The organism is Rhodococcus sp. ACPA4, assembly GCF_002300185.1.
In the GTDB taxonomy this organism is placed as follows: Bacteria; Actinomycetota; Actinomycetes; order Mycobacteriales; family Mycobacteriaceae; genus Rhodococcus_F; species Rhodococcus_F globerula.
Genome location: NZ_NSDY01000002.1, coordinates 882,363 through 906,473, shown reverse-complemented (window position 1 = coordinate 906,473; position 24,111 = coordinate 882,363). Strand labels below are relative to the sequence as shown.

General features: G+C 63.0%; 27 protein-coding genes. 15 read left to right on the top strand and 12 right to left on the bottom strand.

Annotated elements, in window-relative coordinates:
- Positions 1-39 precede the first annotated feature (39 nt).
- The 5 genes from CJ178_RS27525 to mrf form a co-directional block, all read right to left on the bottom strand.
- Positions 40-726 (bottom strand): response regulator transcription factor, encoded by a 687-nt coding sequence (locus CJ178_RS27525; RefSeq protein ID WP_033234232.1) that lies wholly within the window; start codon positions 724-726, stop codon positions 40-42.
- A 71-nt stretch (positions 727-797) separates the two neighbouring features.
- On the bottom strand, positions 798-1,409 hold the full coding sequence (locus CJ178_RS27520; RefSeq protein ID WP_033234231.1) for a trimeric intracellular cation channel family protein: 612 nt from the start codon (positions 1,407-1,409) through the stop codon (positions 798-800).
- Between the two features lie 18 nt (positions 1,410-1,427).
- Entirely contained in the window at positions 1,428-1,601 is a 174-nt protein-coding gene (gene rpmF, locus CJ178_RS27515) for a 50S ribosomal protein L32 (RefSeq protein ID WP_033234230.1), read from the bottom strand.
- Positions 1,601-1,855 carry a type B 50S ribosomal protein L31 gene (locus CJ178_RS27510; RefSeq protein WP_033234229.1) on the bottom strand — a complete coding sequence of 85 codons (255 nt, stop codon included), beginning with the start codon at positions 1,853-1,855 and terminating at the stop codon, positions 1,601-1,603. Before CJ178_RS27510 ends, rpmF begins: the two co-directional genes overlap by 1 nt.
- Positions 1,852-3,120, bottom strand: a complete 1,269-nt coding sequence (mrf, locus tag CJ178_RS27505; RefSeq protein ID WP_257013469.1) for a ribosome hibernation factor-recruiting GTPase MRF — start codon at positions 3,118-3,120, stop codon at positions 1,852-1,854. Before mrf ends, CJ178_RS27510 begins: the two co-directional genes overlap by 4 nt.
- A gap of 105 nt (positions 3,121-3,225) precedes the next feature.
- Between mrf and rpmB the strand changes: the two genes are divergently transcribed.
- From rpmB to CJ178_RS27470, 7 genes are all read left to right on the top strand, one after another.
- Positions 3,226-3,462, top strand: a complete 237-nt coding sequence (rpmB, locus tag CJ178_RS27500; RefSeq protein ID WP_095888442.1) for a 50S ribosomal protein L28 — start codon at positions 3,226-3,228, stop codon at positions 3,460-3,462.
- 4 nt (positions 3,463-3,466) lie between these two features.
- On the top strand, positions 3,467-3,631 hold the full coding sequence (gene rpmG / locus CJ178_RS27495; protein WP_003946358.1) for a 50S ribosomal protein L33: 165 nt from the start codon (positions 3,467-3,469) through the stop codon (positions 3,629-3,631).
- A gap of 2 nt (positions 3,632-3,633) precedes the next feature.
- Positions 3,634-3,939 carry a 30S ribosomal protein S14 gene (gene rpsN / locus CJ178_RS27490; protein WP_033234227.1) on the top strand — a complete coding sequence of 102 codons (306 nt, stop codon included), beginning with the start codon at positions 3,634-3,636 and terminating at the stop codon, positions 3,937-3,939.
- 9 nt (positions 3,940-3,948) lie between these two features.
- The gene (gene rpsR / locus CJ178_RS27485; protein ID WP_003946414.1) at positions 3,949-4,206 is read left to right on the top strand and encodes a 30S ribosomal protein S18; all 258 of its coding nucleotides are present in this window, start codon (positions 3,949-3,951) and stop codon (positions 4,204-4,206) included.
- Between the two features lie 110 nt (positions 4,207-4,316).
- Positions 4,317-5,252 carry an AEC family transporter gene (locus CJ178_RS27480; protein WP_045069227.1) on the top strand — a complete coding sequence of 312 codons (936 nt, stop codon included), beginning with the start codon at positions 4,317-4,319 and terminating at the stop codon, positions 5,250-5,252.
- A gap of 19 nt (positions 5,253-5,271) precedes the next feature.
- Positions 5,272-5,736, top strand: coding sequence for a hypothetical protein (locus CJ178_RS27475; RefSeq protein ID WP_033234225.1), 465 nt, complete (start codon positions 5,272-5,274; stop codon positions 5,734-5,736).
- A 159-nt stretch (positions 5,737-5,895) separates the two neighbouring features.
- Positions 5,896-7,257 carry a flavin monoamine oxidase family protein gene (locus CJ178_RS27470; RefSeq protein ID WP_095888441.1) on the top strand — a complete coding sequence of 454 codons (1,362 nt, stop codon included), beginning with the start codon at positions 5,896-5,898 and terminating at the stop codon, positions 7,255-7,257.
- A 33-nt stretch (positions 7,258-7,290) separates the two neighbouring features.
- Here the strand turns inward: CJ178_RS27470 and CJ178_RS27465 are convergent, their stop codons facing one another.
- The gene (locus CJ178_RS27465) at positions 7,291-8,808 is read right to left on the bottom strand and encodes a PucR family transcriptional regulator (RefSeq protein WP_095888440.1); all 1,518 of its coding nucleotides are present in this window, start codon (positions 8,806-8,808) and stop codon (positions 7,291-7,293) included.
- Between the two features lie 169 nt (positions 8,809-8,977).
- Between CJ178_RS27465 and CJ178_RS27460 the strand changes: the two genes are divergently transcribed.
- The 3 genes from CJ178_RS27460 (at position 8,978) to CJ178_RS27450 (ending at position 12,949) form a co-directional block, all read left to right on the top strand.
- A complete protein-coding gene (locus tag CJ178_RS27460) occupies positions 8,978-10,408 on the top strand; it encodes a gamma-aminobutyraldehyde dehydrogenase (protein ID WP_095888439.1) in 1,431 nt (476 codons plus the stop codon).
- 91 nt (positions 10,409-10,499) lie between these two features.
- Entirely contained in the window at positions 10,500-11,399 is a 900-nt protein-coding gene (locus CJ178_RS27455) for a universal stress protein (protein WP_033234222.1), read from the top strand.
- A complete protein-coding gene (locus CJ178_RS27450; protein WP_095888438.1) occupies positions 11,396-12,949 on the top strand; it encodes an APC family permease in 1,554 nt (517 codons plus the stop codon). Before CJ178_RS27455 ends, CJ178_RS27450 begins: the two co-directional genes overlap by 4 nt.
- Here CJ178_RS27450 and CJ178_RS27445 read toward each other — a convergent pair.
- On the bottom strand, positions 12,936-13,547 hold the full coding sequence (locus tag CJ178_RS27445; protein ID WP_033234220.1) for a TetR/AcrR family transcriptional regulator C-terminal domain-containing protein: 612 nt from the start codon (positions 13,545-13,547) through the stop codon (positions 12,936-12,938). The genes CJ178_RS27450 and CJ178_RS27445 overlap by 14 nt on opposite strands.
- Before the next feature lie 149 nt (positions 13,548-13,696).
- Here CJ178_RS27445 and CJ178_RS27440 point away from each other — a divergent pair, with 149 nt between their 5' ends.
- Positions 13,697-14,641, top strand: coding sequence for a nitrilase-related carbon-nitrogen hydrolase (locus CJ178_RS27440; protein ID WP_045069216.1), 945 nt, complete (start codon positions 13,697-13,699; stop codon positions 14,639-14,641).
- Entirely contained in the window at positions 14,641-15,666 is a 1,026-nt protein-coding gene (locus CJ178_RS27435; RefSeq protein ID WP_095888437.1) for an agmatine deiminase family protein, read from the top strand. The genes CJ178_RS27440 and CJ178_RS27435 overlap by 1 nt, the downstream gene beginning before the upstream one ends.
- Here CJ178_RS27435 and CJ178_RS27430 read toward each other — a convergent pair.
- The 3 genes from CJ178_RS27430 to CJ178_RS27420 are packed head-to-tail and all read right to left on the bottom strand — an operon-like array spanning position 15,663 to position 19,445.
- The gene (locus CJ178_RS27430) at positions 15,663-17,600 is read right to left on the bottom strand and encodes a vWA domain-containing protein (RefSeq protein ID WP_033234217.1); all 1,938 of its coding nucleotides are present in this window, start codon (positions 17,598-17,600) and stop codon (positions 15,663-15,665) included. The genes CJ178_RS27435 and CJ178_RS27430 overlap by 4 nt on opposite strands.
- A gap of 10 nt (positions 17,601-17,610) precedes the next feature.
- A complete protein-coding gene (locus CJ178_RS27425) occupies positions 17,611-18,987 on the bottom strand; it encodes an ATP-binding protein (RefSeq protein ID WP_092806774.1) in 1,377 nt (458 codons plus the stop codon).
- Positions 18,988-19,040: 53 nt separating this feature from the next.
- Positions 19,041-19,445 (bottom strand): VOC family protein, encoded by a 405-nt coding sequence (locus CJ178_RS27420; RefSeq protein WP_033234216.1) that lies wholly within the window; start codon positions 19,443-19,445, stop codon positions 19,041-19,043.
- Between the two features lie 74 nt (positions 19,446-19,519).
- Between CJ178_RS27420 and CJ178_RS27415 the strand changes: the two genes are divergently transcribed.
- From CJ178_RS27415 to CJ178_RS27400, 3 genes are all read left to right on the top strand, one after another.
- A complete protein-coding gene (locus CJ178_RS27415; protein ID WP_095888436.1) occupies positions 19,520-20,092 on the top strand; it encodes a DUF4126 domain-containing protein in 573 nt (190 codons plus the stop codon).
- A gap of 27 nt (positions 20,093-20,119) precedes the next feature.
- Entirely contained in the window at positions 20,120-21,088 is a 969-nt protein-coding gene (locus CJ178_RS27410) for an alpha/beta hydrolase (RefSeq protein ID WP_095888435.1), read from the top strand.
- Between the two features lie 496 nt (positions 21,089-21,584).
- A complete protein-coding gene (locus CJ178_RS27400; protein ID WP_033234213.1) occupies positions 21,585-21,806 on the top strand; it encodes a hypothetical protein in 222 nt (73 codons plus the stop codon).
- Positions 21,807-21,891: 85 nt separating this feature from the next.
- On the opposite strand, the gene purH is transcribed toward CJ178_RS27400, so the two are convergent.
- Both purH and purN read right to left on the bottom strand, forming a co-directional pair.
- The gene (purH, locus tag CJ178_RS27395) at positions 21,892-23,451 is read right to left on the bottom strand and encodes a bifunctional phosphoribosylaminoimidazolecarboxamide formyltransferase/IMP cyclohydrolase (RefSeq protein WP_033234212.1); all 1,560 of its coding nucleotides are present in this window, start codon (positions 23,449-23,451) and stop codon (positions 21,892-21,894) included.
- A complete protein-coding gene (purN, locus tag CJ178_RS27390; protein ID WP_051730473.1) occupies positions 23,444-24,085 on the bottom strand; it encodes a phosphoribosylglycinamide formyltransferase in 642 nt (213 codons plus the stop codon). The genes purH and purN overlap by 8 nt, the downstream gene beginning before the upstream one ends.
- Positions 24,086-24,111 lie beyond the last annotated feature (26 nt).

Here is a 24,111-nt window from a genome sequence, read left to right as displayed (position 1 = left end):
AGGTCTTCGGCTCCGCGTTCTTGCCGAAGGGTGCAGCGATCACGGTGGTGTCTCCCGCAGGACGTAGCCGACACCGCGCACGGTGTGAATCAGCCTCGGTTCGCCGTCGGCCTCGGTTTTACGACGAAGGTAGCCGACGTAAACCTCGAGAGCGTTGCCGGAGGTCGGGAAATCGTATCCCCACACCTCCTCGAGAATGCGCCCACGGGTGAGGACGCGACGTGGGTTGGCCATCAGCATTTCGAGAAGCGAGAACTCGGTTCGGGTGAGACTGATGGATCGCTCGCCTCGCCGAACCTCACGGGTCACCGGGTCGAGGGTGAGATCCTCGAAGGTCATCATCTCGGAGTCTGCGTCAGGATCCGGTGCGGTTCGCCGGAGCAGCGCGCGCAATCGGGCCAGCAGTTCTTCGAGTGCAAAAGGCTTGGGAAGGTAGTCGTCGGCACCGGCGTCGAGACCGGCGACGCGTTCGCTGACGGAATCGCGGGCAGTGAGCACCAGGATCGGGAGATCGTCGCCGGCGCTGCGCAGCCGGCGGCACACTTCGAGTCCGTCGAGGCGCGGCATCATGACGTCGAGAACCACGGCGTCCGGCCGGTTCGCGAGGATCTTCTCGAGCGCGTCGAGTCCGTCCACCGCCAGTTCTACCGTGTAGCCGTTGAAGCTGAGCGAGCGCCGGAGCGACTCGCGAACGGCCCGGTCGTCGTCGACCACCAAAATACGCATACCGACAGTTTGGACTGAAGTGCTGAGATAGGGCTGAGAGGGTCCCGTTCGGGAGGTTCGGCGTGTCGCCGTCAGTCTTCAGTGCGGCGTGGTCCCGGCAGGCTCCAATGACGCCACAGCGCAAGCAATCTGAAGACGGCGGCAAACGCGGTGCCGACCACAAGCGCACCGTTCGTGGACAACCCCCACGCCGAGACTGTGACCACCAACGCAGCGCCGAGGAGCGCCGGGACGGCATAGAGGTCCTTGTGGAGCAGCAAGGGCACCTCGTTGACGAGGACGTCTCGGATCACGCCGCCGCCGATCGCCGCGGTGGCACCGATCAGCGTGGCAGCCAGTCCGCTGGCGTTGTTCTCGAGGGCGATGACGGTTCCGGTGCTGGCAAACAGGCCCATGCCCAGTGCGTCGAGCGCCAGAATTTCGCGGCGCAGGCGGTTGAGCGGCTCGTGCAGGTAGAACACCGCAAGGGACGTGAGGGCGGCCGTTCCGAAGTACGGCCAGCTACTCAGCGAACTGGGTGGGTGGACGCCGAGTAGGACGTCGCGGACGATACCGCCGCCGATGCCGGTGAATACGCCCACCGAGCACACCCCGAAGATGTCGAGACGCTTGGTGACGCCCACCAGAGCACCGGAAGCGGCAAACGCCACGATGCCCACCAGTTCGAGGATCGACAGCAGCACCGGCCAAGGATCGCACGGTCAGAGCCGCTGAGGGTCGATCACCCCGAGTCGAACTGCTTTGACCAACCGTCGGGGAACCTTGTGGGTGTGACCGAAGGCGGTGACCTCGACCAGATCGGGCGGCGTCGCTTTCCACTGGGACCGTCGACTACGTGTGTTGGAGCGGGACATCTTCCGCTTGGGAACAGCCATCAGCGCGCCGTGCGCTTTCCGTAGCGACGCTCGAACTTCTCGACGCGGCCAGCGGTATCCATGACGCGTTGCGCTCCCGTCCAGAACGGGTGCGAGTCGCTCGTGACGTCGACAACCAGCAGCGGGTAGGTGTTGCCGTCTTCCCATTGGGTGGTTCGGTCACTCGTCACGGTGGAACGGGTGAGGAAGCTCTTGCCGGTGCCGGCGTCCTGGAACACCACGGGGTGGTAGTCGGGGTGCAGTTGCTTTTTCATTCGTTTGCCTCTCGGATCGATTCGGTTTCTGCGTAGGGTGATTGGGATTCGTCGCATGGGTCCTCGTGGAACTCGCCGAACGGGTCGTCCCAGTCGGACCACGATTTTTCGTCGGCCAGTTCCTCGTCGGTGACCAGCGCATGTTGCAGCGTTCGGTCGATCTCGAGGGGGTTGGCGTCGCACACCAGCACCACCATCGAGGTGTCGCGGTCGCCGAAACGGTCGTCCCATTTCAATGCGGCCAGTGCGCGTCGCTCGACCGGCACGCCCTCCAGTTCCTCGGGAGTCATGGCCGCCAGCCACGTGTCTGCGCTCGCAACCCGTAGGCCGCTGCCTGCGGATTCCAGCCAGAGCGCTTCCCCGGGTTGCGTCGCCACCCACACTCGCCCGCGCGAGCACACGACGCCGTCGAGCAGGACGTCGATCGCGTCATGTAGACGTCCGGGGTGGAACGGGCGGTTGGCGGTGAACTCCACGAGCATCACGCCGCTGTCTTCCTCGAGCGGTGGCTGGAAACGCAGCAGCGGTGAGTGAGCGTCGGCAAGTTCGCCGCGTCTGGAATCCTCGGGCACTGCGAGGAGCACCTTCTCGATGTCGCCGCCCGCATCGACGACGGGCGCCCGGGGCGCAAGCCGAGCCAGGACAGCCCGCAGACGCGTGTGTTGCCAACTGTCGATATCCGCCATCCCCTGCACGACAAGTGCGTCGGCGAACTCGACCTGGCCGACAACCACCTGAGCCAGTGTTCGATCGTCGTCGAGGGCTTCGTCACTGAGGGCGTCCGAAAGCCAGCTTTCGGCGTCGATGCACGTCACAACGGCGTCGACGCGAACATCTCGCTCGGCCGGACCGTCCAGTTGGCCGACGACTCCGGCCACCACGACGTGCTCGATCGCCCAGCACAGCGCTTCGGGTTCGAGTTGCGGGTCCAGCAGCACGACGATGCGCGCAACCGAACTGCGAGCGTGTAACCGACGCAGCAGCGGTAGCAAATCCTGGCTGAGCGTGCAGGACACGCAGCCGTGCGCGAGTTCGAGGATGGTCTCCCGTTCCGAGACCGTGTTGCCGGCCACTGTCGTTCCGGTCACTGTCGTCCCGGCCACTGTCGTGATTGTCCGTCGCACTACTCCCTCGCGGACGTGACTCAGGTCGTGATGCACCAGCACTGTTCCGGCCCGCAGTAGTGCGCGCGCGGTCGGTGTGGTGGTTTCGCTCATGCCGGCAACCAGGACCAGCGGAGTCCTGCCGTCCAGGATCGTGTTCACAGCGCGCCCTTTCTGGGAATGATTGTCATTACCGAGGCTGAACGCTACATTGATGTCACTCCATTGTCGAAAACGATTGTCATCTGCATTTAGAAAGGAACACCCATGTCGGCTCGCTGCCAAGTGACCGGACGTGTGCCGGGATTCGGAAAATCCGTCTCGCACTCCCACAAGCGTTCGAATCGCCGCTGGAATCCGAACATCCAGCGCAAGACGTATGTATTGCCGAGCGAAGGGCGTCGCGTCACCCTCACTCTGTCCACGAAGGGCATCAAGACGATCGACCGCGACGGCATCGAATCCGTCGTCGCCCGAATCCGCGCACGCGGCGAGAAGATCTGAGCTGATGGCCCGCAACGAGATCCGGCCGATCGTGAAACTGAAGTCCACCGCAGGCACCGGCTACACCTACGTGACCCGCAAGAACCGTCGCAACGACCCCGATCGACTCGTGCTGAAGAAGTACGACCCGGTGCTCCGAAAGCATGTCGATTTCCGAGAAGAGAAATAGCCGTGGCCAAGAAGTCGAAGATCGCCAAGAACAACCAACGACGGGTCATCGTCGAGCGATACCGCGAGCAGCGGTCCGCCCTGAAGGAGACGATTCGCTCCCCGAAAAGCTCCCTTGAGGAACGCGCACGGGCCCAAGCGACCCTGCAACGTCTACCACGCGACGCGAGTCCGGTACGATTGCGCAATCGAGACGCTGCGGATGGACGTCCGCGCGGCCACCTGCGGAAGTTCGGGCTATCCCGGATTCGCGTGCGAGAAATGGCGCACCGTGGGGAACTGCCTGGCGTACACAAGTCGAGCTGGTAAGGAAGTCGGATGGCAGTCAAGCGTTCACCGTCGAAGAAGCCACGCCCCGTAGAGGGACGTAAGCCCAAGAAGAACCCGTTGTTCGCAGCGAAGATCACGCATGTCGATTACAAGGACATCAACTTGCTTCGCACGTTCATCTCGGACCGCGGCAAGATCCGTAGCCGCCGCGTCACGGGCCTGACCCCGCAGCAGCAGCGTCAGGTCGCCGTTGCAGTGAAGAACGCACGCGAAATGGCGTTGCTTCCCTTCACCGCCGCACGGTAGTCACACGTAGAAGACCGGAAAGGCCGCGCAGTCACTCGACTGCGCGGCCTTTTTGTTGCCCGGACTAAGATTCCTGAAGTTATTCGGTCCAGCTGAGAGGTGCCCGCAGCGTGTCGGGAGTTATTGCGGGTTTCACCGTTATTTTTGTTGTCATCGCGGTCGGCTTTCTCCTCGGTCGCCTCGGCACGTTGGGCAGCCAAGGCCAATTTGTTCTCGGCCGCCTCGTCTTCTTCGTCGCAACCCCCGCGCTGCTGTTCACGACCCTCGCGTCGTCCGATCTGTCGGTGATCTTCTCGCCTACGTTGGCGGTCGCGTCGGCCACTGCCTTTGCCGTCGGCGCCTTGTACGTAGTGATCGCAAAACTCTGGCTCGGTCGACCGCTTCCCGAACTGACCATCGGCGCGCTGTCCGCGTCGTACGTGAACTCGGCGAACCTCGGTATCCCGATCGCAGTGTTCGTCCTCGGTGACGCAACGTTCGTGGCGCCACTTCTGCTGTTCCAGATTGTCGTGTACTCCCCCATCGCGTTGACGATCCTCGATCTCACGGCATTGCGGGGCGAAGCCGAAAAACTGTCACTGATCGACACTGTCACCGCTCCGTTCAAGAACCCGATCGTGCTCGCAGGTGCGGCGGGCTTGATCGTCGCGTTGATCGGCTGGGTGCCACCGAGACCGCTGATGCAGCCGTTCGAATTGATCGGGGCAACCTCGGTACCCGGCGCCTTGCTTGCCTTCGGCCTGTCCTTGTACGGCGTGCGCGTGCTCGAGAAAGGCTCGAGTCCCCGCCGGGACGTGGCGCTGGCCTCGACGCTCAAGATCGTCGTCCAACCGGTGCTCGCCTATCTGATGGCGCATTACCTGCTCGGCATCGACGGTCATCAATTGTTTGCGATCGTCGTCGTGTCCACCTTGCCGACTGCCCAGAACGTTTTCATCTACGCGAGCCGTTACCGTCGCGGAATGGTGTTGGCCCGAGACAGCGCATTTGTCACCACTTTGGCATCAATTCCGGCAATCGCGCTGGTCACGGCGCTACTCGCATGACCAGGGTTACGGTGGATGCATGCGCGTAATCACCCTCGCCGTTCTGGCCGCCCTGGCATTGGCGGGATGTGCCATCGGCACGAGTACCAATGCCGGCGTCGGGACCCCGAAAGTGCTTGCAGCGCAGGGTGCTGTTCCCGCCGATTGGGCACGAGAATCGCCTGTCCCCACGGAGGTCGACGACACCGATATCGGCACGATGTTCGAGGATCGGCCGGACATCGTCGGCGCCGGGGAGACCATGTTCGAGTCGTGGTCGGAAGTGGACGAGAATACCGTTGCCGTTCATTTCGTGACCGGAACGCCGGAATGTTACGGCGCGTATACAACTCTCGACGAGACGGACGACGCGGTGGTCATCACGCTCCACACCGGTTCTCTGCCCGAAGCTGCGGACAGGATGTGCGTTCTTGTGGCCGTGTTCGGATCCCTCGATGTGCATTTGAGTAGACCGCTCGGCGATCGCGTCGTGGTCAACGGATAGTCGCACGCCTTTTCGTCACAACTTCTGCGGGTTAACACTCCGTTTTGTCAGGTGTGGCGTGGGTCTCTTCGCGGCAGACTGTGAGCAGTCACCCGTTCACTGTTCACGCGTCGGCTTCTATTCGACTCGAGCGGTGCTCAACTACGAAGGAGCTCGCAAGTGCCTACTCTTCAGAGAGATGTCGCAATCGTCGGCGCCGGCCCCTCCGGCCTGGCAGCCGCAACCGCGCTGCGCAAAGCCGGCTTGTCCGTCGCTGTTCTCGAGGCACGCGACCGCGTCGGCGGCCGCACCTGGACCGACACCGTCGACGGCGCGGTCCTGGAAATCGGCGGCCAGTGGGTCTCCCCCGACCAGACCGCGCTGATCGAGCTTCTCGACGAACTCGGCCTCACTACGTTCGACCGATACCGCGAGGGCGAATCCGTCTACATCTCCACCGCAGGCGAACGCACCCGCTACACCGGCGACTCCTTCCCCACGAACGACACCACCAAAAAAGAGATGGACCGCCTCATCGACGAGATGGACGATCTCGCCGCACAGATCGGCGCGGAGGAGCCGTGGGCTCATCCACTTGCCCGTGACCTCGACACCGTCTCGTTCAAGCAGTGGCTGATCAATCAGTCCGACGACGCCGAAGCTCGCGACAACATCGGACTTTTCATTGCAGGTGGCATGCTCACCAAGCCTGCCCACGCGTTCTCCGCGCTGCAGGCCGTTCTCATGGCCGCCTCCGCCGGTTCGTTCTCGAACCTGGTGGACGAGGACTTCATTCTCGACAAGCGTGTGGTCGGCGGAATGCAGCAGGTATCCATCCGCATGGCCGCCGCCCTGGGCGACGATGTCTTCCTCAACGCTCCCGTGCGTACCGTGCAGTGGACCGAAGACGGTGCAGTTGTGTTGGCGGACGGTGACGTTCGCGTCGAGGCAAAAAAGGTCATCCTGGCTGTCCCGCCCAATCTCTACTCTCGGATCTCCTACGATCCCCCGCTGCCGCGCCGTCAGCACCAGATGCACCAGCACCAGTCCCTTGGTCTGGTCATCAAGGTGCACGCCGTGTACGAGACGCCGTTCTGGCGTGAAGACGGCTTGTCCGGCACCGGTTTCGGCGCGTCCGAGGTCGTTCAGGAGGTGTACGACAACACCAACCACGAGGACACTCGTGGCACCCTGGTCGCCTTCGTCTCCGACGAGAAGGCGGACGCGATGTTCGAGCTTTCCGCCGAAGAGCGTAAGGCCACGATTCTCGGGTCGATCGCCCGCTTCCTCGGCCCGAAGGCAGAAGAGCCGATCGTGTACTACGAATCCGACTGGGGTTCGGAGGAATGGACCCGAGGCGCGTACGCCGCGAGCTTCGATCTCGGTGGTCTGCACCGGTACGGCGCCGATTCACGGACACCGGTCGGCCCGATTCACTTCTCCTGCTCCGACATTGCGGCCGAAGGCTACCAGCACGTGGACGGCGCTGTGCGGATGGGACAACGGACGGCGGCCGACATCGTCTCCCGAGTCAAGGGATAACCCGATCGCAGTCGTGACCGCTCGTTTCAGCGGTCACGACTGCCGGGCAATGATCGCGAGTAGCAACTCCGCTCGCACCCGTGCCACGTCCAGACTGCAGTCGATCAGCGTCTCCACCTTGGCAATTCGGCTGCGCAACGTATGCCGATGAACGCCCATGGCGATAGCCGCTGCTTCCCAATGCCCGTTGGCTTCGAGGAAAGCGCGCAACGACGCCAGCAGTTCGGTGCCGTTGTCGCGGTCGTAGCGATCGAGCGGGGCGATCATCGTTTCCGCCAACGTGTTCAGCACTTCTCGGGTTGAACTGAACGCGAGTAGCACGCTCCCTGTGAGAGCTGCGAATTCCAAAGGCTCCCCACCGGTTTCCGCCGCCGACGCGCAGAGCTGTGATTGCTCGACCGTGTCCGCTAGTGCCAGAACCTCACGTTTACCACTCAGTCCCACCCGCAACGAACGGCGGTCACCGGTCGACACATCTCGCAGCAGCGCTCGAACGAAGTCGACGTCGTCGGTTCCACGCAGAACAACCGTGACCCGGGCATCGTGGATACGTGAGAAGAGTTGCCGGCCGGCCTTGTTCAGGAACGACGCAATTTCTCCCGCGACGCGCGTCGCAATGTCGGGCGTGTCGGCCAGCACCGTGAGACCACGGATCATGCCGTCCCCGTCTGCCGCCGCCCGAATCTGCTGCCACGCCGGCGCGGGATCGCGATCCTCGGTCAACAGCAGGCCAAGCGCGTGCGAGTTCAGTTGATTCTGCGTTGCCTGCAACCTAGCCGGCTTCTCGAAGTCCAACGCCAGCAACGAGTTTGCGTGACCGAGTAGGATCTGGTCGACGTAGCTCAGTGACGACGCGCTGATCACCGCCAGGTATCCGTGAAGTGTTCGGCCGACGGATATCCGTTGCGCCGCGATGGACGCCCCCGAACTCGCGAGGGTGACGCTGCTGGACGCGCCGCCGCCCAGAGTCCCCCGCAGTTCCTCGATCACGTCGTCGGCCGGCAGTTCGGGGTAACTCTCGAGCACCCGACCGGCCACGTCGAGCAACAGGACGGTCGCCGACGTCGCGATAGCGAGTTCACGCACCGTCGAGGCGGTTCCACCGGCGATAACGGCGCGCGTCATCTTCGGCTGTGCCCGCGATGCCCGCAGAACCGCTTCGTATTCCTGTTCGGCCAACCGGCTCATCACTCGTTTCACCACAGCGGCAAAGGGAGTCGGCAACGGCACCTCGATCAACGGCAGGCCGATTTCGTCAGCGACGGTAACAAGGTCGGCCGGCACCTCGGGGTACGAGAGCCCGGTGCCGAATCCGACCGCGGCCACGCCGGCCGCGTCGAGCATGCGGAGATACCGCCCACGTTTCTGCGCTGTCGACGGCAATCTGATGCCGGTCGTGAGGATGAATTCACCTCCGGTCAGCCAACGGAACGGGTCAAGCAGTTCAGTGGCGTGCGCAAACGTGATTTCTCGACCGACGCCTTCTGCCCCGCCTTTCAGTTCCAAAGCAAGGTCTTCCTGCGCCAACATCCACCGCACGGGGATCGTCATGCGCTGGACTGTACAACTCGGCGCGTCGATCCCAAAAGATTTCGACTTTATGGCAGCTGTCGAAATCTGTGAGTCAGCGCACACTTGCTGACACAGCCCCACACAGTGCGGGTTCGTGGCGCTTCGTCTGGACTGCGAACTCGTTCGACCGCGAGAGGAACCGGTACCGATGTCGATCGTCGTACTCGAGAACTACATCAACGGTGAATTTGTCGCCTCGTCCGCGACGGAAACGCTCGACCTGATCAGCCCGGTGGATGAAAGCATCGTCGGGCGTGCTCCGATCTCGACCAAAGCCGATGTGGACGCCGCCGTTGAAGCCGCACAACGCGCATTCGAGACGTGGGGCAAGACAACGCCGAGTGTCCGTCAGACCGCGCTTCTCAAACTCGCCGACGCGATCGAAGCGCACAGCGACGAAATCGTCGCCGCCGAGAGCGCAAATACCGGCCAGGCTCACCAGATGATCGCCGACGAAGAGGTCAAGGTCGGGGCCGATCAGATGCGGTTCTTCGCCGGAGCTGCACGACTTCTCGAGGGCAAGGCGGCCGGAGAGTACATGGAGGGTTTCACCTCCTACGTCCGTCGTGAGCCCATCGGCGTCGTCGGTCAGGTCACGCCGTGGAACTACCCGTTCATGATGGCGCTGTGGAAGATCGGCCCTGCACTCGCTGCCGGCAACACGATCGTCCTCAAGCCGAGCGACACCACCCCGGGCAGCACGCTGGTACTGGCCAAGCTGTCCAAGGGAATCCTGCCGGACGGCGTGTTCAACGTCGTGCTCGGCAACGGCGGTACCGGCGCGACGTTGGTGGAGAATCCGGCCCTCGGTCTTGTCTCCATCACCGGTTCGGTACGTGCAGGCATCGCGGTCGCCGTATCCGCAGCGCAACAACTCAAGCGCGCCCACCTCGAACTGGGCGGCAAGGCACCGGCCATCGTGTTCGACGACGTCGACATCGAAAAGACCGCAACCGGCATCGCCGAGGCCGCGTTCTTCAACGGCGGCCAGGACTGCACCGCAGCCACCCGCGTGATCGTCCACGAATCCATTCACGATCAGCTTGTCGACGCACTGGTGCGTAACGCCGAAAAGCTGCGCCCCGGCGCGCCTTCCGACCCTGATGCGTTCTACGGTCCGCTCAACAACATCAACCACTTCAACACCGTGAGCGACAAGATCGCGAACCTGCCGGCGTCGGCCACGATCGTGACCGGTGGAAAGCGTTCAGGCGAAACCGGATTCTTCTTCGAGCCGACGATCATCACCGGTGTCGCGCAGTCCGACGACATCGTGCAGGAAGAAACCTTCGGTCCCATCCTCACGGTCCAGAGCTTCTCCGACGAAAAGGAGGCGATCGCCCTCGCCAACGACGTTCGGTTCGGCCTTGCCTCGAGCATCTGGACCAAGGATCACGGTGTCACCCAACGGCTCTCCGCGGCCCTCGACTTCGGAGCGGTGTGGATCAACTGCCACATCCCGCTCGTCGCCGAGATGCCGCACGGCGGCTTCAAGTACTCCGGCTACGGCAAGGATCTCTCCGCCTACGGAGTCGAGGATTACACCCGCCTCAAGCACGTCATGAGTTCGCACGACTGAGTCGCCGCCCCTTCCTGCTGTGCGCCTTTGTTAACCGCCCGCGGTTAACAAAGGCGCACAGCAGATTCCTCCAATCCGGAAAAGAGCCACCATGCGCCTTATCGTCGGATACCTCGCCACACCCAGCGGTAAAGACGGGCTGGTCCTCGGGACGCAGCTCGCGCGCAGTCTCGGCGCGCAACTCGACATCTGCATGGTGCTCCCTCCGGACCGAACCCTCCCGGCCAAGATTCCCTCGGAACCCGGCTACGACGACATCCTCGCCGCCCGCGCGCACGAGTGGCTTGCCGAGGCTCGAGCGTCGGTGCCCGAGGACATCCCGGTCGAAGTACATCTGAGCTTCCACGAGTCGTTTGCTCAGGGACTACTCGACGAAGTGGACCGACTGGGCGCGCTGGCGATTGTGGTGGGTGCGTCCGGCGACGGTCTGCTCGGCCGCCACTCGATAGGTTCGGTGTCCACCGAACTGTTGCACTCGGCCCACGTCCCGGTTGCACTGGCACCGCGCGGAACCCGACACTCGTCGGCGTCGGCGATCCGCGAGATCACGTGTGCACTCGGTACCCGTGTCGGCGCCGATATCGTCTTGAACACGGCTGTGCGCACCAGCGAACAAATGCACGTTCCGCTGCGCCTGGTCTCACTGGTGGCGTTGGACCCGCAGAACGATCTCCGCGATCACCGCGACACTGCCGAGTCGGCGAGAGAGCGCGCGCGAAGTCACGCTCAGGACACACTCGACGTCGCAAGGGCTGCGCTCCCCGAGGATGTTCCGATCGAGGTCATCATCGCCGACGGTTCCACTGTGGAATCGGCAGTGCGTCAACTGGACTGGCAGGACGGCGATCTCGTGATGGTCGGTTCCAGTCGCCTCGCGCAGCCGCGCAAACTTTTTCTGGGCTCCACCGCCGCCAAGATGCTGCGCGTGTTGCCCGTTCCCATGGTCGTAGTGCCCAAGCACGAATTCACCCAGCCGGAGGCACTGTCATGACGAGCAACGAAACTTCGCAGCCACCTGCAGGCAACGAACTGAGTTCCAAAGGTCTCGCCACCGGCAAGATCGGGATGATCTCCGGCGCAGTTCTCGGAATCTCTTCCGTGGCACCGGGTTACACCCTGACCGCCAGTATCGGATTGATCGTCGCCGCCGTCGGCCTCAAGATGCCCGCCATCTTCATCGCCGGCTTCATTCCGATGTTCCTCACCGCGTACGCATATCGCGAACTGAACTCCGATACTCCAGACTGCGGGGCGTCATTCACGTGGTCCACCAAGGCATTCGGCCCGTACGTCGGCTGGATGTGCGGTTGGGGCATGGTGATCGCCACCATCATCGTGCTCTCGAATCTCGCCGCCATTGCCGTCGACTTCTTCTATCTGTTCATCGCACGGGTGGTCGACAATCCGTCGATCGCGGATCTACCGGGTAACAAACTTGTCAACGTCGGCACGACGCTGGTGTTCATCGCCCTGGCCACCTGGATAGCGAGTCGAGGAATCACCACGAGCGAGCGCGTGCAGTTCGCACTCGTCGGCTTCCAGATGGTGCTGCTCGTCGTCTTTGCCGTCGTCGCACTCGTTCACGTCGGTGCCGGAGACGCCCCGGCCGGATTGTCGTTCGACCTCAGCTGGTTCAACCCGTTCAGCGGACTCGCCATCGGCGCTTTTGTCATCGGACTGACCGGATCGATCTTCGCCTTCTGGGGCTGGGACACGTGCCTGACGTTGGGTGAGGAGTCGAAGAACCCCAAGAAGACCCCGGGCCGCGCCGGACTACTGTGTGTTGCAACCATTCTCCTGACCTATCTGCTGGTTGCCGTTGCCGCGATGATGTACGCCGGCGTCGGAGAGGAAGGCCTCGGCCTCGGAAATCCCGAGAATTCGGAGAACGTCTTCGGCGCATTGGCAGACCCCGTACTGGGCGACTGGGGCGGCATGCTCCTCTTCCTTGCCGTCTTCGTATCCTCGGTCGCCAGCCTCCAGACCACGTTCCTCCCGGCCGCACGAACCATGCTCGCGATGGGAGCCTACGGAGCCTTCCCCAAGAAGCTTGCCGAGGTATCCCCGCGGTTCCTGGTGCCGTCTTACGCGACCGTGGTTGCCGGCGTTGTGACGGCGGTGTTCTACACCGTTGTCACGTTCCTCTCCGAAAGCGCTCTCCTCGACACGATCGCTGCGCTGGGCATCATGATCTGCTGGTACTACGGCATCACGGCATTTGCGTGTGTCTGGTACTTCCGCCGGACGGTGTTCGACAGCATGCGCAACTTCGTCTTCCGACTGGCGTTCCCGCTACTGGGTGGCCTGATGCTGCTCGCGGTGTTCGTCATCTCGATCCAAGAGAGCATGGATCCCGAGAATGCGAGTGGCGCTTCGATCGGCGGAATCGGCCTGGTGTTCTTCCTGGGCTTCGGAATCCTGATCCTCGGCGCCGCACTGATGATGGTGATGCGCGTGCGCAACCCGGAGTTCTTCGAGGGCAAGACCCTCAACCGCGACACGGTCGCGTTGCGCGACGAAAGCGATCTCAGCTCGACTTAGGAGACTGGGCAACCAACCCAGCCATCAGCACGCGCAAACCGAATTCGAAGGCGGCATCGGCACGTTCGGGATTTTTCCCGGACGTTGCCAATGCCGCCTTCATCGCGTCGTTCACTTCCGGCCCGGCGGCCCATTGGACCTCGGGCGCTGCCAGATCGAGCGCGGAACCGAGAACAAAACTGTCTACCGTCGTGATCGCGTGGAGCGTCGCCGACGGATCGAACCCACCGTCCGAAAATGCCTGCGCCAGTGCGTTGTACAGACCGAAGGCAACACCTGCTTGCACCGTCTGGGCAGTGAAGAGCGGGATCAAGCGAGGATGCTCGGCATAGCTGCGCCGGTATTCGGACGCCAACGCCGCTACGGTGTCGGTCCACGAACCGTCAACCGATCGGAGGTCGATGCCCGCCATCAATTGAGCTCTCATCAGTTCGACAATTTCGGCCCGCCCGGACACATGGTTGTACAGCGAGGACGGCCGCACCTTCAGTCTTCCCGCGAGTCCCGGCATGGTGAAGTCGCCAGTTTCGTCCACCGATTCGATTGCCGCCTCGGTGATGATTTCGGGCGAGAGCAGTCGTTGCGATGGCCGCGGCATATGTCCTCCTGTAGTGATCCACACCGTTCGGGGCGCCGCAAAAAACAATTCCTCGAAAGTCCTTGATCAATCAGCGCTCACCCACCATACTTAACGAATCACATTCGTTTTACGTTGAACGTCGAACATCCGAGTACTGAGGAAACCCCATGCTGACGATCACCGCCCTCACTCCGCCCGAGTCGCCGGCCGCGACAGCGCAGTCCACGTCTGCCCCACTGCGCGTCGGCCTCGTCCAACATCGCTGGCACGAGGACCGCAGCGACCTCCATACCGAACTGAGCGAAGGCATCGCGGCCGCAGCGAAGCTGGGCGCTTGCGTGGTCTTCCTCCCGGAGCTGACGCTCAGCCGCTACCCGGCCTCCACCCCCGCCGCCGACAATCCCGGACGCCAAGCGGAAGACCTGCTCACCGGACCCACGCTCGCCTTCGCAGCCAAGGCTGCCGCCGAGAACCAAGTACTCGTTCATGCGTCGCTGTACGAGCGCAGCGAGGCCGAGGACGGACTGGGCTTCAACACCGCGATCCTCGTCTCGCCCGCCGGTGAACTTCTCGGGAGAACCCGCAAGCTCCACATTCCGGTGACCGCCGGGTACTACGAGGACACGTACTTCCGAGGAGGCCCGGCGCAGGACGCGTACCCCGTTCACGAGGCACTCGGCGCCAAGTTCGGACTCCCGACGTGCTGGGACGAGTGGTTCCCCGAGGTCGCGCGCGCTTACTCACTCGCCGGTGCACAGGTCCTGGTGTACCCCACGGCGATCGGCTCGGAGCCCGATCACCCGAACTTCGACACCCAACCGCTGTGGCAGCAGGTGATCGTCGGAAACGGTATCGCGAACGGCACCTTCATGGTTGTCCCCAACCGCCACGGCAGCGAAGGTCTCATCACCTTCTACGGTTCGTCCTTCATCTCGGACCCGTACGGACGCATCCTCGTTCAGGCTCCCCGTGACGAATCCGCTGTGCTGGTAGCCGATCTCGATCTTCAGCAGCGCGAGGACTGGCTTGCACTGTTCCCGTTCCTGGCCACTCGCCGACCCGACACCTACGCGGCCCTGACCGCACCGGTGAACACCGCGGGAGCCAACTGATGACCTGGCGTATGCCCGCGGAAAGTGAACCGCACGAACGTACCTGGATGGCCTACCCCAGCGCCGGATACTCCCTTGGGGACACTGCGGAGCAGCAGCACGAAGCGCGGTCGACGTGGGCTGCAGTTGCTCACGCCATCGCAGAATTCGAGCCGGTCACCGTCGTCGTCGACCCGGCGGAGGTCGAAGAAGCACGAAAGTACCTGTCCGAGAAGATCGATATCGTCGAAGCGCCGCTCAACGACGCCTGGATGCGCGACATCGGACCCACATTCGTGTTGTCGGACGACGGCCGTCTCGGCGGCGTCGACTGGGTGTTCAACGGCTGGGGCGCACAGGATTGGGCGCAGTGGGACAAGGACTCGAAAATCGGAGCGTTTGTCGTCGAACAATCCGGCGCCCAGTTGATCGACTCACCACTCGTCAACGAGGGCGGCGGCATTGCGGTCGACGGCCTCGGCACCGTGTTGGTCACCGAAACCGTCCAACTCGATCCGGGGCGCAATCCCGATCTGACAAAGGCAGACATCGAGGCCGAACTCGCCCGCACCATCGGCGCCAAGCACGTGATCTGGCTGCCGCGCGGCTTGACTCGCGATCAGGAGACCTACGGAACCCGCGGACACGTCGACATCGTCGCTGCCATCTCGTCCCCCGGAGTGGTACTGGTCCACGACCAGCGCAACCCCATCCATCCGGACTACGCGGTCAGCAAGACGATCATCGAGTTGTTCGAACGCTCGACCGATGTCGGCGGACGGCCGTGGAAGGTCATCCGTGTTCCCGCTCCCGAGATCCTGCGCGACGACGAGGGATTCGTCGACTACAGCTACATCAACCACCTCGTGGTCAACCGCGGAGTGATCGCCTGCAGCTTCGACGATCCAGCCGACGCGGAAGCGGTCGAGATTCTTGCAGCCGCCTATCCAGGACGCACCGTCGTCACCGTCGACGCGAGGCCTCTGTTCGAACGCGGCGGCGGCATCCATTGCATCACCCAGCATCAGCCGGCCGAGCAAAACTAGTGACGGCCCCGCATGTAGTCGCTCACCACGGCTGCGCCGAGGCCGTCGACATCAGGAGCTATGACGCGTCCGCCCACCCGGTGCGCCATTCGGTCGACCACCCTGGCCAGACCAGGATCCTCACCGAGCCGGAAGAACGTGACCTTGGCGCCCAGCCTGGCCACCGCGTCGAGTGCACGAACTGTAAGTCCCAGGGTTCGCGCACTCGGCGGGTAGTCGAACCGTGCTTCTCCGTCCGCTTCGAGATGAGCCGTCGGCTCACCGTCGGTGACGATCAGCACCACCGGCTGCGCGTTGGAATGGCGTCGAAGGTGCCTGGCCGCCAACAAGAGTGCATGGTGGAGGTTGGTTCCCTGATCCCACGCGCCGTCCAGTCCCGCCAACTCCGACGGGTTCAACACATGCGCGTGGCGCCCGAAGGCGATGAGTTGCAGTTCGTCACTGCGGAAGCGGGTACTCACCAGATGATTGAGCGCCAGCGCGGTGCGTTTCATCGGTACCCAGCGATCCTCCATCACCATGGAGAACGACGTGTCCACCAACAACGCGACGGCAGCCTGACTACGCTGCTCCGTTTCGGCAACTTCGACGTCGACGACACTCAGCCGCACCGGCATTCGGCCCGGGTCACGCAGCACAGCGTTGGTGATCGTTCTCGTGACGTCCCAGGGTTCTGTGTCCCCGAATTCCCATTCTCGGGAAGCTCCGGTCGGTTCGCCCATCGAGCCGGCCCGACGCGTATCTCGTTGTCCGTTTCTGGATGACAACTGACCGGCAACGTCGCGCAGTGCCGTCTGTCCGAGTTGGCGCATTGCCTTGGGCGACAAGCGCCATTGGCCGTCGGGTGCCCGATCGAAGAAACCCTGTTCCTGCAAGGCTTTTTCGAGGTCGGCCAGGGTGCGAGCGTCAGCTGCGGCTTCGTCACCGAGTTGCCTCGCGAGCAGTTCGGGGTCGATGTCGTCGAGCCCCGCCCCCGCATACTGTTGCGAGAGTTGATCGGCCAACGATTCCAGCTCGGCGATATCGGACAGTGCGCCAGTCCCCTCACCCAAGCCCATTCCGTTGTCCCCGCGGAACTGCTGCGAACCTTCCCAGTCCTCCCCCGGCCGGGCGGCCTGCAGATACTGATCCAGCTTGCCGAGTTCGTCGATCAGGCTCGGATCACCGAAAGCCTGCTGCGCCAAAGCATCCAACTCGTCACGTTGCTCTTGAGACAGCGAGTTTCGTAGGCGCTGCGCGGCAGCGGCGCGTTGCGCGAGGGAGTCGAGAAGTTCCTCGACATTGCGGGGGTTGTCGGGAAAATACTCTCCGTATTTGTCCATGAACTCCGTGAACTGCTCCGGAGTGTCAACCCCACGTGCATGAGCGTCGAGCAGTTGATTCAGATCGGCCAGCATCTGGCGAATCTGCTCACGATCCTCGTCGGTAGCGCCCTCGAGTGCCTGCTTCATTCCCGAAAAACGCTGATCGAGAACCTCGCGTCCGAGAAGATCACGAATCTTCTCGTAGTCGGCTCTCGCCTGCTCGCTGCGCCAGTTGTAATCGGCCAGTTCCTGAACCGCCTGAGCCGTCGACGGCGGCAACTCCTCGATGCGCATTTCGTTGAACCTGGCATCGTCGTCGAGAGCGCGCGCCAACTCCTTGCGCTCTTCGAGCACCGCCTTGTCCAGCAATTTCCGGGCCTCGTCGAGAGTTCCGCCGAGGTTGTTGCGGCGCAGCAGTTCGCGTCGACGCCGATTGGCCTGGGCGGCAAGGTCGTCGAGCCCGCGCATGTCCCGGTTGCCGCGCCGCAAGAGTTCGCGCAGCGCATGGCGAGGCGACGTCCCGGACAGCACGTCATCACCGATCGCCGCCAACGCATCGCGCAGGTCCACCGGCGGTGCCAGCGGATCGGGGCCGCCGTCGTATGGTCCATAGCGCGGATTGTGAATCATCGCCCGCTCCTTACGAGTACACCGAGCGGCCGCCCGGGCCTTGATCTTTGGAGATCCGGCGCGCGAGGTAGAGCCCTTCGAGCGCCAACTCGGCACCAGCGGCACGCTCACCGTCGGATTGGGCACCAAGACGTTCGGCGATCTCGTCCAGGACCTCGATCTCGGGCAGTTCTTCGAGAAGTGCCTTGGCCGTGACGGATTCACCCGTGACGACGGTATTGCCCATCTCCACGGCGGCAACCAACATTCCCAGGTCGATTCCACCGAGGCGCACCCGAACGGTGTCTGCCGTCGCTCGACGCAACAGGTGCTCGAGCACTTCCAGTTCGCGGCCCTCTTCGCCGGATTCGAACTCCACCTTGCCGCGCAGAACTTCCACGACCGATTCCAGATCTACCGGTCTCGCAACAGCATCCGCCTCACCGAGGACCGCGGCACGTCGTACCGCTGCGGCACTGACGGTCTCGGCGCCGGCCACGGCAAACCGTGCCGACACACCCGAACGCTGGTCGACGGACGTGGATTCACGGAGCAGTCGAGTGAAGCGGGCAAGGATCTCGAGCAGGTAGTCGGGAACCTCCGCTGCGAGATGCGCTTCCTGCTCGATCACAGCGATTTCGTCCATCAACTCGACCGGATAGTGGGTACGGATCTCAGCACCGAAACGGTCCTTGAGTGGGGTGATGATGCGCCCGCGGTTGGTGTAATCCTCGGGGTTGGCGCTCGCCACCAACAGTACGTCGAGCGGGAGCCGCAACGTGTATCCACGAACCTGGATGTCCCGCTCTTCCATCACGTTGAGAAGCGACACCTGGATGCGCTCGGCGAGGTCCGGAAGTTCGTTGATCGCCACAATTCCGCGGTGCGCTCGGGGCACGAGGCCGAAGTGAATGGTCTCTGGGTCACCGAGGCTGCGGCCCTCCGCGACCTTGACCGGATCGACGTCACCGATCAGGTCCGCGACCGAGGTATCAGGCGTCGCGAGTTTCTCGGAGTACCGCTCGCTGCGGTGGCGCCACACCACCGGCAGGTCGTCGCCCAGTTCCTCGGCTCGACGAATCGAAGCCGGCGTGATCGGCTCGTAGGGATGCTCCCCCAGCTCCGATCCTTCGATGACGGGCGTCCATTCGTCGAGCAGCAAGCTGAGCGTTCGAAGCACTCTTGTCTTGCCCTGCCCACGTTCGCCGAGTAGGACGACGTCGTGGCCGGCGATCAGGGCCCGCTCGAGTTGCGGAGCGACAGTGTCCTCGAACCCGACTATCCCGGGCCAAGGATCGCGGCCGTCCCGCAACGCGGCGAGAAGGTTCTCCCGAATTTCTTCTTTGACACTTCGTTGCACGTGTCCGGCGGCGCGTAGCTCACCGAGGGTCTTGGCGACAGTCACCACACCAAGTTACGAGCATTTGCGCGATTGCGCCGCGCGCCGAAAAAGATTCGAGGTCAGCCCTGCACCTGAGACTGGTCCATCCAGATGATTTCCCAGATGTGGCCGTCGGGATCCTGGAAGCTGCGGGAGTACATGAATCCGTGGTCCTGAGTGGCATTTCCAGCGCTGCCACCTGTTGCCAGAGCCTTGTCGACGATGGTGTCCACTGCCTCGCGAGTCTCCGCCGACAGACCCAACAGCGCTTCCGTCGACGTCGACGTGTCGGCAATTTCCTTCGACGTGAAGGTCTTGAAAAATGGCTCTGCCAGCAACATCACGACAATTTCGTCGCTGATGACGATCGACGACGCGTTGTCGTCGGAGAACTGTGGGTTCTTGGCGTACCCGAGCCCCTCGTAGAAGGCTGTGGCCTTGCCCAGGTCTTTGACGGGCAGGTTGAGGAAGAACATGGTCGGCATGAAAGTTCCTTTCCGATGGTTTGGTGTGTGCCTTTATACCCGTACGCGATGAAATCCAGACCTAAACTCCACCCATGGATACCTGGGTCTTACCCGCCATGCTCGGCCTCGGCCTTGCCGCAGCTTCGGGGATGCGAACGTTCCTGCCGCTGCTGATGCTGAGCGCTGCCGTCCATTTCCAGCTGTTCGGGATCACCGTCGGTGAGTCGATGCAGTGGATCGGATCGACCGGCGCTCTGGTGGCGCTGGCGATCGCCGCGGTCGTCGAATTGGGTGCCGACCTCATTCCCTTTGTCGACAACGCCTTGTCCGTGGTGGGCAATGTCACGGGTCCCATCGCCGGGGTGATCGCGGCCTGGGCCGCGTTCAGTCATCTTGATCCTGCGGTGGCGGGGATAGCCGCCATCATCGTCGGGGCACCAACGGCACTGACCTTCAGCTCCGCGCAGACCGGCGCGCGAGCGGTCAGTACGGCAACCACCGGTGGGCTCGCCAACCCTGTGCTCTCGGTCGTCGAGGACGTGCTGACGTTCTTCACGTCGTTGATTGCGATGATCCTTCCGCTCCTGATCATTCCGCTGCTCGCCGCGCTCTTGTGGTTCAGTTGGCGGGGCCTGCGCCGCCTCCGCAGTGCGCGTACCGCCTGAACATCCACACCTGGTAGACAGGTCGTCATGTCCGACACCGAGATCACGTTTCAATCCGGCGACGTCACCCTCTTCGGGAGCCTGCGCCTCGCCACGACTTCAGACGTACAAGCACCTGCTGCGCTCATCCTGGCGGGTAGCGGTCCCACCGATCGCAACGGCGACAGCGCACTCCTCGAAGGCGACATCGGTACGCTTCGGTTCATCGCGGATCTCCTTGAAGAACAGGGTATTTCGAGTCTGCGTTACGACAAGATCGGCAGCGGTGAAACCGGATTGGGACCGTACGAGGTCGACGACATCGCAGATCTCGGTTTCAACACGTACGTCGACGCGGCCTCTTCCGGTCTCGACTTCCTGGCAGCGCAACCCGGCGTCGACGCCGAGCGACTGATCATCATCGGTCACAGCGACGGCGCGGTGGTGGCTCTTGCCGTGGCCACCGGTCACGGCGGTTCCCGCGTCCATGCACTCGCTCTGGTCGAACCGCTGAGCATCAGGCTCCTCGACCTTCTGACCAACCAGATTCACGGGCAACTCGACGCGGTTGTCGGGGCCGGGCAGTTGCCGGTCGAATTGGCTGACGAGCTTCGAGTGGCGCTCGCCGGCGCAGTCGAATCGTTGCGCAGTGACGGCACGGTTCCCGACGATCTTCCCGAACCTCTCCGCAATGCCGGACTGGTGTACGCAAATGCCAAGGCTCTCGCCGAGGAAGATGCACTGGACCCGGTTGCACTGGTGGCGTCGCTTCCAGCCGGCATGCCGGTCCTCACCAGTTGCTCGGCCAAGGACATCCAGATCGTTCCGGCCGAGGTCGCGGCACTCGACGAGGCTCTCGCTCATACCGCGCTCACCTCGGTACGGATGAAGAACGCGAGTTTCGTACTCAAGGATCTCGGTGACGAGCACTCGACGGGCCCCGATTACGTCGCGCCCCTGCCGTATTCGAGCGAGTTTGCCGAGCCGTTTGCTGCCTGGGTTCGCTCACTCCGCTGAGCCGCCACCCCGGGCTGTATACAGACCGGACGGCCTTGTTTTTCGATATGAAAGTCCCCTTGCGAATCATCGCGAGGGGACTTTCGTTTTTGGGACTGGACCTGCACAAAGAGCAGCTGCGCGACGCAGAACGCCGGGACAAAAGTCACACGGAGTTTACGTTTGTGTTGGTTTTTATTGGTGCAATCCCTGGCAGCGTCCTGTACGGTCATCCATTAACCAGCTACGCCGAACGAGAAAGGCACGGATCAGATGACGCTTCACCCGAACTTTGCATCCGCGCTTTCGTGGCGCAGTTGCACCGCCCCCGTACAGATTTTTTCCGCCGGCACATCGGCAGATCGTATGGCCGGTAAGGCGATGAATCACAAGCACATCAGCCATAAGCGCGGTGTCCCCCGAGAATGATCCACCGATTGATCGGATCCGTTTTCGGGCACCCAGGGCAAAAGCCTCGGGTGCCTTTTCTTTTACCTTTCACATGCAGGAGAACAACATGAAACTTCGAGTCAACCAACTGTCCACCGCGCCCCCGTATGCCGATCTGCCCTCCGACCTGAGCGGTTACGCCGTCACACTGGACCTGTCGCACTCCGACGCGGCCCACGAAGCGACTCTTGGCGGTTTGATCAGCGAAATCCGCGCCCGCGGCGCTTCCCGCGTCGTGATCACCGGAACTCCGCGTGAACTCCAGGGAACACACACCCACGCTGCCTGACCCGATACGCAAACCTTGAACGCACGAGAGACAAAAGAAAACGGGCCCCGACATTCACGTCGAGGCCCGCTTCACACGAAGTTGATCAGTGCGCGAAGTGGCGCGCACCTGTCAGGTAGAGAGTGACGCCGGCTTCCTTGGCAGCCTCGATCACCTCGTTGTCACGAACGGAACCGCCGGGCTGAACAACAGCCTTGACGCCTGCGGTCAAGAGAACCTGGAGTCCGTCGGGGAACGGGAAGAACGCGTCGGACGCGGCCACCGAACCGACAACACGATCGCCGGCGCGCTGGACCGCAAGATGCGCAGCATCCACACGGTTGACCTGGCCCATGCCGACGCCAACCGAGGCGCCGCCCTTAGCCAGCAGGATTGCGTTGGACTTCACGGAGCGGCTTGCACGCCAAGCGAATTCCAGATCCTTGAGCGTTTCCGCATCTGCCGCTTCGCCGTTGGCAAGAGTCCAGTTGGCCGGGTTGTCACCATCGGCGTCGAGGACGTCACGCTGCTGCAGCAAGGTGCCACCGGAGATGGGGCGAAGCTCGATGCCGGTAGCGGTCGGTGCGGCAGCTTTGAGAACACGAATGTTCTTCTTACGCTGCAGAACCTCGACTGCTCCGTCTGCATAGGACGGCGCGATGACAACCTCGGTGAAGATGTCGGCGATCTGCTCGGCCAGTTCGACGGTGACCTCACGGTTGGCTGCGATGACGCCACCAAAAGCACTGACCGGGTCGCACGCATGCGCCTTGCGGTGGGCCTCGGCGATATCGGCGCCGACCGCAATGCCACAAGGGTTGGCGTGCTTGATGATTGCGACTGCCGGATCGGCGAAGTCGTAGGCTGCGCGCCAGGCTGCGTCGGAGTCCGTGTAGTTGTTGTACGACATTTCCTTGCCGTGCACCTGCTCGGCCTGAGCCAAACCTGCCGGAGCAGCCGGGTTTTCGTACAGCGCGGCATCCTGATGCGGGTTCTCGCCGTAACGCAGAACGGCGCTGCGGTTCCAGGTGGCACCGACCCAGGCCGGGAACTGCGAGCCGTCTTCGTCTGCAGCAATGGTGCTGGTCATCCAGCTCGCGACAGCCACGTCGTACGACGCGGTGTGCTGAAACGCCTGCGCGGCAAGGACAGTGCGCTCACGCAGCGTGAATCCGCCACCGGCAACAGCCGTCAAGACGTCGGCGTAACGGGCCGGGTCGACCACAACGGCAACCGACGGATGGTTCTTCGCAGCCGCGCGCACCATCGACGGACCGCCGATGTCGATCTGCTCGACGCACTCGTCCGGCGTCGCACCGGAAGCAACTGTCGCCGTGAACGGGTACAGGTTGACTACAACGAGTTCGAAAGTCGCGATGCCGAGTTCCTCGAGCTGAGCGAGGTGATCCGGCTTGCGGGTGTCGGCCAGAACACCGGCGTGGACGCGCGGATGCAGCGTCTTCACTCGACCTTCGAGGCATTCGGGGAATCCGGTCAGAGCCTCCACCGGGGTCACGGGGATGCCGGCGTCGGCGATCTTCGACGCGGTCGAGCCGGTCGACACCAACTCGACACCGGCCTCGTGCAGACCCGTTGCCAGCTCGATCAGACCGCTCTTGTCGTAAACACTGACAAGAGCGCGGCGCACAGCCTTGCGTTCACTCACTGGGGATCACGGCCTTTCGTCCATCGGAAACTACTCCGTGTGTAGCGACAGCGGCGATAACGTCCGCCAACAACCGCCGCTCTACAACTTTGATGCGCTCGTGCAAAGACGACTCGGTGTCGCCCGGAAGCACTGCCACAGGTTCTTGGGCCAGAATCGGCCCGGTGTCAACGCCGTCGTCGACCAGATGCACCGTCGATCCGGTGACCTTGACGCCGTACGCCATCGCGTCGGGAACCGCGTGCGCGCCGGGGAAGGCGGGCAGCAACGCGGGGTGGGTGTTGATGATCCGTCCACCGAATTTCGCCAGGAAACTGGGTCCGAGGATCTTCATGAAGCCGGCGCTCACCACCAGATCCGGCTGGTGCTGCGCAACAGCGGAGGTCAGTGCCATGTCCCAGGCGGCGCGGTCGGCAAAATCCTTGATCGATACCTTGAACGCGGGAATCTCCGCGGCTCCGGCATGTTCGGTCGCAGCGCAGTCACGATCGACACCGACGGCAACGATCTGCGCGGGGTAGTTTTCGGTGTACGACGCTTCGATGAGCGACTTCAGGAGGGTTCCCGCTCCGGACGCGAGAACCACGACGCGAGTAGGCGTCGTCTGCTGCAGGTCGTGGGCCGAGGCAGTCAGCGCTCTACTCCTGAGATCTAGAAGAT

Excerpts from the sequence above, each read along its gene's own strand:
- CJ178_RS27410 (WP_095888435.1), top strand. The coding sequence starts at position 20,120 with ATGTCCGACACCGAGATCACGTTTCAATCCGGCGACGTCACCCTCTTC.
- CJ178_RS27430 (WP_033234217.1), bottom strand. The coding sequence starts at position 17,600 with ATGATTCACAATCCGCGCTATGGACCATACGACGGCGGCCCCGATCCG.
- CJ178_RS27460 (WP_095888439.1), top strand. The coding sequence starts at position 8,978 with ATGTCGATCGTCGTACTCGAGAACTACATCAACGGTGAATTTGTCGCC.
- CJ178_RS27450 (WP_095888438.1), top strand. The coding sequence starts at position 11,396 with ATGACGAGCAACGAAACTTCGCAGCCACCTGCAGGCAACGAACTGAGT.
- rpmF (WP_033234230.1), bottom strand. The coding sequence starts at position 1,601 with ATGGCTGTTCCCAAGCGGAAGATGTCCCGCTCCAACACACGTAGTCGA.
- CJ178_RS27400 (WP_033234213.1), top strand. The coding sequence starts at position 21,585 with ATGAAACTTCGAGTCAACCAACTGTCCACCGCGCCCCCGTATGCCGAT.
- CJ178_RS27415 (WP_095888436.1), top strand. The coding sequence starts at position 19,520 with ATGGATACCTGGGTCTTACCCGCCATGCTCGGCCTCGGCCTTGCCGCA.
- CJ178_RS27435 (WP_095888437.1), top strand. The coding sequence starts at position 14,641 with ATGACCTGGCGTATGCCCGCGGAAAGTGAACCGCACGAACGTACCTGG.
- rpmG (WP_003946358.1), top strand. The coding sequence starts at position 3,467 with ATGGCCCGCAACGAGATCCGGCCGATCGTGAAACTGAAGTCCACCGCA.
- CJ178_RS27455 (WP_033234222.1), top strand. The coding sequence starts at position 10,500 with ATGCGCCTTATCGTCGGATACCTCGCCACACCCAGCGGTAAAGACGGG.
- rpsR (WP_003946414.1), top strand. The coding sequence starts at position 3,949 with ATGGCAGTCAAGCGTTCACCGTCGAAGAAGCCACGCCCCGTAGAGGGA.
- CJ178_RS27510 (WP_033234229.1), bottom strand. The coding sequence starts at position 1,855 with ATGAAAAAGCAACTGCACCCCGACTACCACCCCGTGGTGTTCCAGGAC.
- CJ178_RS27445 (WP_033234220.1), bottom strand. The coding sequence starts at position 13,547 with ATGCCGCGGCCATCGCAACGACTGCTCTCGCCCGAAATCATCACCGAG.
- CJ178_RS27475 (WP_033234225.1), top strand. The coding sequence starts at position 5,272 with ATGCGCGTAATCACCCTCGCCGTTCTGGCCGCCCTGGCATTGGCGGGA.
- CJ178_RS27440 (WP_045069216.1), top strand. The coding sequence starts at position 13,697 with ATGCTGACGATCACCGCCCTCACTCCGCCCGAGTCGCCGGCCGCGACA.
- CJ178_RS27525 (WP_033234232.1), bottom strand. The coding sequence starts at position 726 with ATGCGTATTTTGGTGGTCGACGACGACCGGGCCGTTCGCGAGTCGCTC.
- CJ178_RS27465 (WP_095888440.1), bottom strand. The coding sequence starts at position 8,808 with ATGACGATCCCCGTGCGGTGGATGTTGGCGCAGGAAGACCTTGCTTTG.
- CJ178_RS27420 (WP_033234216.1), bottom strand. The coding sequence starts at position 19,445 with ATGCCGACCATGTTCTTCCTCAACCTGCCCGTCAAAGACCTGGGCAAG.
- rpmB (WP_095888442.1), top strand. The coding sequence starts at position 3,226 with ATGTCGGCTCGCTGCCAAGTGACCGGACGTGTGCCGGGATTCGGAAAA.